1 protein-coding gene is annotated in these 223 nt (G+C 56.1%); it reads left to right on the top strand.

Features of this window, described 5'->3' with window-relative positions:
• On the top strand, positions 1-223 hold a 223-nt coding region (locus ACXX53_RS23250), incomplete at both ends, for a tryptophan synthase subunit alpha (protein WP_458571024.1).

The following is a 223-nucleotide window of genomic DNA, read 5'->3' as shown; positions in this document are numbered from 1 at the left end:
ATCGAGCTCGGTATTCCATACTCCGACCCATTGGCGGATGGTCCGATTATCGAGCGCGCGTCTGCACGCGCACTGCAAGGGGGTACGACGATCAGACACGGCTTGGAGGCTACGCGTCGCGCTCGCGCTGAAGGCGCCAAGATACCATATGTGCTGTTCACTTATTATAATCCTGTACTGCAATATGGTATGGATCGGCTGTTCTCAGAGCTGCAGGCTGCTG

The organism is Paenibacillus marinisediminis (assembly GCF_054343325.1).
Note: the sequence above shows the minus strand (reverse complement) of the source record. Positions and strands in the feature narration are given on the sequence as shown.